This is a genomic window from Rhodococcus sp. (in: high G+C Gram-positive bacteria) (assembly GCF_049591685.1).
GTDB lineage: Bacteria > Actinomycetota > Actinomycetes > Mycobacteriales > Mycobacteriaceae > Rhodococcoides.
Genome location: NZ_JBAWFH010000102.1, coordinates 1 through 6,457 on the forward strand (window position 1 = coordinate 1; position 6,457 = coordinate 6,457).

Consider the following 6,457-nt stretch of genomic DNA (forward strand, 5'->3'; position numbering starts at 1 on the left):
ACAGGACCTTCCATGCTCAAGGGACGAACAGCCGTCATCACCGGCGCCGCACAGGGCATCGGTCTCGCCATCGCCACCACCTTCGCCAACCACGGCGCCCGCATCGTCATCGGCGACCTCGACGAAGACAAAGCGAAGGACGCCGCCGACGCTCTACCGACCGACGCCATCGGAGTCCGATGCGACGTAACGTTATCGGAGGACGTCGACGGCTTACTCGGCGCGGCACTATCGGCGTTCGAGTCGGTCGACATCATGGTCAACAACGCCGGCATCACACGTGACGCGACGATGCGCAAGATGACCATCGACCAATTCGACCAGGTTCTCGACGTACACCTGCGCGGGTGTTGGAACGGAACCCGACTTGCCGCGGGCATCATGCGAGACAACGGCGGGGGATCGATCATCAACCTGTCCTCGATATCCGGCAAAGTCGGCTTCCTCGGTCAAACGAACTACTCCGCCGCGAAAGCAGGCATCGTCGGACTATCCAAAGCCGCCGCGAAAGAGGTCGCACATCACGGAGTGCGCGTCAACGTCATACAGCCAGGATTGATCCGGACCGCAATGACCGAAGCGATGCCTCAAAAGGTGTGGGACGAAAAGCTACCCGAAATTCCCATGCGGAGAGCTGGCGAGCCGACGGAAGTCGCATCGGTAGCCCTGTTCTACGCATCCGACCTGTCCTCCTACATGACCGGCACAGTTTCCGAAGTCACCGGCGGCCGCTACATGTGACCGACGAGCATGCCGACACCGCACAACGCTTGTTGCGAAAGAAGAAATCAATGCCAGACGCCGTAATCTGCGAACCCCTCCGCACACCCGTTGGCCGCTTCGGCGGAATATTGAAGGACATCGCACCCGAAACCCTCGCCGCCGCGGTCATCGCCGAACTGGTCAGCCGCACTGGCATTTCAGGGACCGATATCGACGACGTCATCCTCGGACAGGCATCCCCGAACGGTGAAGCCCCCGCGCTTAACCGCGTCGCTGCCCTCGACGCGGGCCTCGGAATCGACGTCCCCGGCCCACAGATCGACCGCCGCTGCGGATCCGGCCTCCAAGCAGTCCTGCAGGCTTGCATGCAAGTCCAGGCCGGTGCCAGCGAGCTCGTCCTCGCCGGCGGCGCAGAAAGCATGAGCCAAGCCGAGTTCTACGCCACCGGCATGCGCTGGGGCATCACGAGCGACGCCGTCGACCTCTCCGACCGCCTCGTGCGCGCCCGCGTCACCGCAGGCGGTAAGAACTACCCCGTCCCCGGCGGCAAGATCGAAACCGCCGAGAACCCGCAGGCAATGCCGGCGGACAGAACGACGGCGCCGCCCTCGCCATCGTCACCACCCCCGAGAAAGCTGACCAACTCGGTTTACGGCCGATCGCGAAGCTCGTTTCCTGGGCCGTCGCAGGCGTGCCGCCGCGCACCATGGGCATCGGACCGGTCCCCGCCACCGAGAAGGCCCTCGGCAGAGCCGGCCTCGCTCTTGACGACATGGGCGTCATCGAACACAACGAAGCGTTCGCAGCCCAAACCCTCGCCGTCCTGCGCACCTGGAACATCGAACCCGACGACTCCCGCCTCAACCTCAACGGCTCCGGCATCTCGCTCGGCCACCCGGTCGGTGCCACCGGTGGGCGAATCCTCGCCACACTCCTACGCGAGATGCGTCGCCGTGAGACACGGTACGGCCTCGAAACCATGTGCATCGGCGGCGGACAAGGCCTGGCAGCAGTGTTCGAGAACGCCGGAGCGCACACGGGAGCGCGCGGCAGTAATGACGGAGACACGCAAGAACATTCGTCTCGGCGGACGAAGTTCAGGCCGCTGTCGGCGACGACCTGGGGGTCAGCGCGTGGACTACCGTCACCCAGAATCAGGTCGACCTCTTCGCCCAGGCCACCGGTGACCATCAATGGACCCATGTCGATATCGACCGAGCCGCGGAGGAAAGCCCGTTCGGGGGGACCATCGCAGACGGGTACTTCAGTCTGTCGTTACTGCCCTTTCTTGCGGGGCAGGTTTAAACGATCGAGGCAAGATTGATCGTTAACTACGGTTCGCACAAAGTCCGCTTCGTGAACCCTGTGCCGGTCGGTGCACACCTTTTTCTGCGACCACGCTTTTCTTCCGCTGAAAATGTCGGCGGACTCGCGCTGCAGCTGACAGTATCGAACACTCTCGAAATCGCTGGATCGGACAAGCCAGCGGTGGTCGCGGAGACGATCTCGCGAATCATGTATTGACAGTTACGGTCACGGTTTCATGCAAGATTGTAGGTTCGCCCTAAACCGTCTACTCACAGCACACGAGTAAACGATCAACATACCCTCACGGAGAATATTTCACCCGACCATAACGTGAATAGGACCAAGGAGATCCCGTGTCTGAAATCAACTTTGGGCGTACCACACATAGCTACAATGAGACACTGGTGGTGTTTCATATCGGAATGACGCCGAACAGATGGTGGCGTCCAGACCTGTGGATCCCAGCATTCTTGGCGATGCCGCCGATGGTGAAGGAACTCAGCGCTGACCCAGATTCAGGATTGCTGGGTTACGAAATGCTTTTCAACCGGAACGGGCCCTATGTCGTTCAGTACTGGTCGTCCGTGGAGAAGCTGTACGAGTACGCCTCGGCGACATCACAGCATCATCGGCCCGCTTGGACTCGGTTCAACCGGACCGCGCGGAAAGCGCCAGGCGCAGTGGGTGTCTGGCATGAGACATTCGTTGTAGAGCGAGCGGAAAGTATGTTTGTCGACACACGCGCAATGGGCCTGCCGAAAGCAACTGAAGTTGTTCAAGTCGGGGCGCAGAATGCACGCGCGTATACCCGACTCGCTAACGGACGTACTTCGTCGAGTTGAATATACAGTCGAGCCGCCGGTGCAAATCCGAGCAATCCGATCACGTCAAAATCACGCGTATGAAGTTTTGCCAGTCCCACGCGGACGCTTACACTGCTGTTGCGCATTCGGTCGTGCAAGCGTGGTTGCAGCCAATGGCTATCGCGCTGCTGACTGCAGCCGCATTTATCGGCATGTACGTCGGTCTGCAGCGCGATCCAACACCTCGCAACATACCTGTGGCAGTCGTCGGAGAGGACCTGGCAGGGCAGGTCTCTGCAGTCCTGGGCGATGCCGTCTCGGTGACAACTGTGTCCGACACCGCGGCAGGGGGCAATCTGATCGCTGGGCGTTACGCAGTTGCAATCGTGTACAGAACGTCGCAGACTGCCCTCTCTCTTGAAGTTGCCGGAGCGACCGGTCTTTCAACAGTCGGGGCACTGGAAAATCTGGTCGGTGTATACGGTCGTTCGAGCGGATCGGAGGTGACAACTACAGACATCAAGCCGCTGATTCGATACGACAGCCGGGGTGTAGTGGGATTCTACGTCGCATTCGGAGTGAGCCTGGCCTCGTTCATTTTAGCGCAGACGCTCCCGACGTCCACTTCAGTCGTACACATGCGACACCGCCTGATTGCGACCGTAGTCTTCGCAGCTGTCGTCGGATCGATGGCATCACTGATTGCGGGACCAATCCTCGGTGCGTTGCCTGGCAGCATTGCATCCCTATCGATCACACTGGCGTTGCTTTCAGCGGCGACGGCTCTCGCCACAATGGCTTCGAGTGCCGTTTTCGGTGCCATGGGTGTTCCGATCGCAACACTGCTGTTGATCACTATCGGAAACTCGACAAGTGGCGCGACGGTCGGACCTCACCTGCTGCCCGATGCGGCGCGGTTGGCGTCCGAGTTGCTGCCTCCAGGGGCGGCAATCAGCTCAATAATAGATGTCAGTTATTTCAACGGCTCGGCTCGATGGGCTGGATGGGCGGTATTGATCACCTGGATCGTCGCCGCCGCCGGGCTCATCGTGGTGGAAAACCGTCGCCGTACCGGTACCAAGCCTCGAGACCGTGCAGCCAGCTGAATCACCCGCCACGGGATTCCGGAATCAACCCTTCACTCGGGCCGGGTGCGCTGGACGCAGCTGTAAGGTTACGAGGATGAGTTCAAATTCCGAGACCGGTGGAAAGCCACGCCGTCGTAACGCGCGTGGTGACGGTCAACGCCTGCGCGCCGAGATACTGGCCGCAGCGTCGGAGATACTCGACGCGACTGGCAACGAGCAGGCTGTCACCTTACGGGCCGTCGCCCGGCAGGCCGGGATTGCCGCCCCATCGATCTACCCGCACTTCCCCGACGCGCAGGCCATCTTGCAGGCGGTGGTCGTCGAGGCATTCGCGTCGTTAAGGGAGGCCCTGATGGAGGCGAGGCGCGCAGCGGGTAACGATTCCGCGGCCCGGCTGGCAGCTATTTGCGAGGCGTATCTCGACTACGCCGACAGTCAGCCAGAACGGTACAGAGTGATGTTCGGCGGGTTGTGGAGTGCCGCGCGCGCGGTGGAGGACGATGCCATCTCCAGGCCCGCCGCGGAGGAACTAGGTCAAGATGTACTCGCCGTTCTCGTGGAGGCCATGGCCGAAGCTGCTCGCGCGAAGAGGTCTTCGACGGATGACCCGTTCGCCGACGCCACCGCGGTGTGGCTGGCGCTGCACGGGTTGGCATCTCAGCGAACTGCGTCGAGTCTTTTCCCATTTCCGAAGGACATTTTCGATCGCCTCGTCCGTCCGCTTCTACGCTTGACGTGACGTACCCGGCCTGGGTGTCGAGGCCGGGTACGCGTGGTGAATTGACACGACGGTCATCGATCGATTCCCAGGTTCTCCCTGTGTCGCAGGCCCTTCGTCGATACCGACCTTGTCGTGCACTCGGCGCAGCACGGCGGGTGCGTACCAGGAGCCCTCGCCCAGGAGTTTCATCACGGCCGGGACGAGGACGATTCGAACAATCGTTGCATCGATAAGGATGGCCAATCCCGTTGCCAGACCGAATAGTTGGATGAAGCTGACGTCTCCGACGGCAAAAGCGAAGAAGCTGACCGCCAGGAGTAGCGCGCACGATGTGATGATGCGGCCGGTCATCGACACCCCGGTCACCACCGCGTGATTCGACGTTTCGCCGCGGTCGCGGGCTTCTTTGATGCGGCCGAGGAGGAAGACCTCGTAATCCATGCTCAGGCCGAATGCGACGCAGGCGCTCAGGACCAGCATCGACAAGTTCATCGGACCCGGCGTGAACCCGAAGAGCGACGCAAGGTTACCGTCCTGGAACATCCACACCATCACGCCGAACGTTGCGCCGAGGGTGACGACGTTGCCGATCACCGCACGCACAGGGTGAACTACGCTGCCCGTGAACAAGAACAGCAGGATCATCGTGACGACGGCAATGATCGCCACTGCAATCCACAGGTTGTCCCTGATGGCTGCGGTGTTGTCGATCAGTACGGCGGTCGTGCCGCCGACGAGCACCTCGCTGCCGTTCGGAGCGGGGAGGTCTCTGATGCGTTCGATGACGTTCTTGGCATCGTCGGACGCGGGATCCACGGTGAGTGTGGCGATGATGCGCTGCTCGCTCGGGCCCTGGTACTGCGCATTCGACGGCGATGCCGGAACGGGTAGGCCCGATTCCCAACTCCCCGAAGCGGAGTCCACCCAATCCACGCCGTCGATGTCGCTGATCTGCGTCGCCAATGCCGCGACGTTTTCGGACGAGGCGACGATGATGTCCACCGAAGACGAAGCGTCGGTGTCGAAGTCGCTTCGAAGCGGGTCACCGACGCGGTGGGCCGCCGAGGACGCGGGAAGCACTCGATCGTCGGGCTCGCCGAACGTGATGCCGGTCAACGGCGACGCGAGCACTCCGAGGAGAACGAGGGTGGGCAGCAAGATGACCAGGGGCCGACGCATGACGCCCTGTGTCAACTGGGCCCACCGTGAAACCCCGCTTGCGCGTTCTTTTTCGAGCCACGGGAGTCGTCCGGAATCGACGCGTGTACCGAGCACCACCAGCAGGGCCGGAAGCGTGACGAGGGCTGCCGCTGCAGCAACGGCGACGACCGCGATCCCGGCGTAGGCGAACGATTTGAGGAAGTACGGCGGAAACACGAGCATCGCCGACAGCGCGACCAGCACGGTAATCGCACTGAACGCGATCGTGCGCCCGGCTGTGCCCAGCGTGACGATCACCGCCTGCTCAGGTGTCTTCCCGCCGCGCAGTTCCTCGCGGTATCTGCTTACGAACAGCAGGGCGTAGTCCACGCCCAGTCCCAAGCCGAGCGCGGTGACGAGATTGATCGCGAAGATGCTGACGTCGGTGAACTGGGTGAGCCCGTTGAGCAACGCGAGCGACCCGATGATCGACAACACGGCAACGAGGATCGGCAGCAATGCCGCGACCGCGGAACCGAAGACCAGGACGAGCAACACCACGACGACGGGGATTGCGATCGTTTCGGCCAGCGCGATGTCGGATGTGGTCTGCCTTCGTGATCGGGAGCTGACCGAAGATTCCTGACGTCCGGCGCGACAACGCAATGCGGAGC

General features: G+C 61.9%; 5 protein-coding genes and 2 pseudogenes. 6 read left to right on the plus strand and 1 reads right to left on the minus strand.

What is annotated here, in order from left to right; all coding sequences use genetic code 11:
- Positions 1–12 precede the first annotated feature (12 nt).
- The 6 genes and pseudogenes from fabG to WBQ44_RS04650 all read left to right on the plus strand — a co-directional run bounded on the left by fabG (position 13) and on the right by WBQ44_RS04650 (position 4,661).
- Positions 13–741, plus strand: coding sequence for a 3-oxoacyl-ACP reductase FabG (gene fabG, locus WBQ44_RS04625; RefSeq protein WP_495565564.1), 729 nt, complete (start codon positions 13–15; stop codon positions 739–741).
- Between the two features lie 50 nt (positions 742–791).
- Positions 792–1,744, plus strand: a pseudogene (locus tag WBQ44_RS04630) (thiolase family protein); the annotation flags it as partial.
- An 86-nt stretch (positions 1,745–1,830) separates the two neighbouring features.
- A pseudogene (locus WBQ44_RS04635) lies at positions 1,831–2,028 on the plus strand (MaoC/PaaZ C-terminal domain-containing protein); the annotation flags it as partial.
- 356 nt (positions 2,029–2,384) lie between these two features.
- Positions 2,385–2,873 (plus strand): DUF4188 domain-containing protein, encoded by a 489-nt coding sequence (locus tag WBQ44_RS04640; RefSeq protein WP_495565560.1) that lies wholly within the window; start codon positions 2,385–2,387, stop codon positions 2,871–2,873.
- Positions 2,874–3,007: 134 nt separating this feature from the next.
- Entirely contained in the window at positions 3,008–3,940 is a 933-nt protein-coding gene (locus WBQ44_RS04645) for a hypothetical protein (protein WP_495565561.1), read from the plus strand.
- 76 nt (positions 3,941–4,016) lie between these two features.
- On the plus strand, positions 4,017–4,661 hold the full coding sequence (locus WBQ44_RS04650; protein WP_495565562.1) for a TetR/AcrR family transcriptional regulator: 645 nt from the start codon (positions 4,017–4,019) through the stop codon (positions 4,659–4,661).
- Here the strand turns inward: WBQ44_RS04650 and WBQ44_RS04655 are convergent.
- A partial coding sequence (locus WBQ44_RS04655; RefSeq protein WP_495565563.1) for an MMPL family transporter occupies positions 4,647–6,457 on the minus strand: 1,811 nt, incomplete at its 5' end. The genes WBQ44_RS04650 and WBQ44_RS04655 overlap by 15 nt on opposite strands.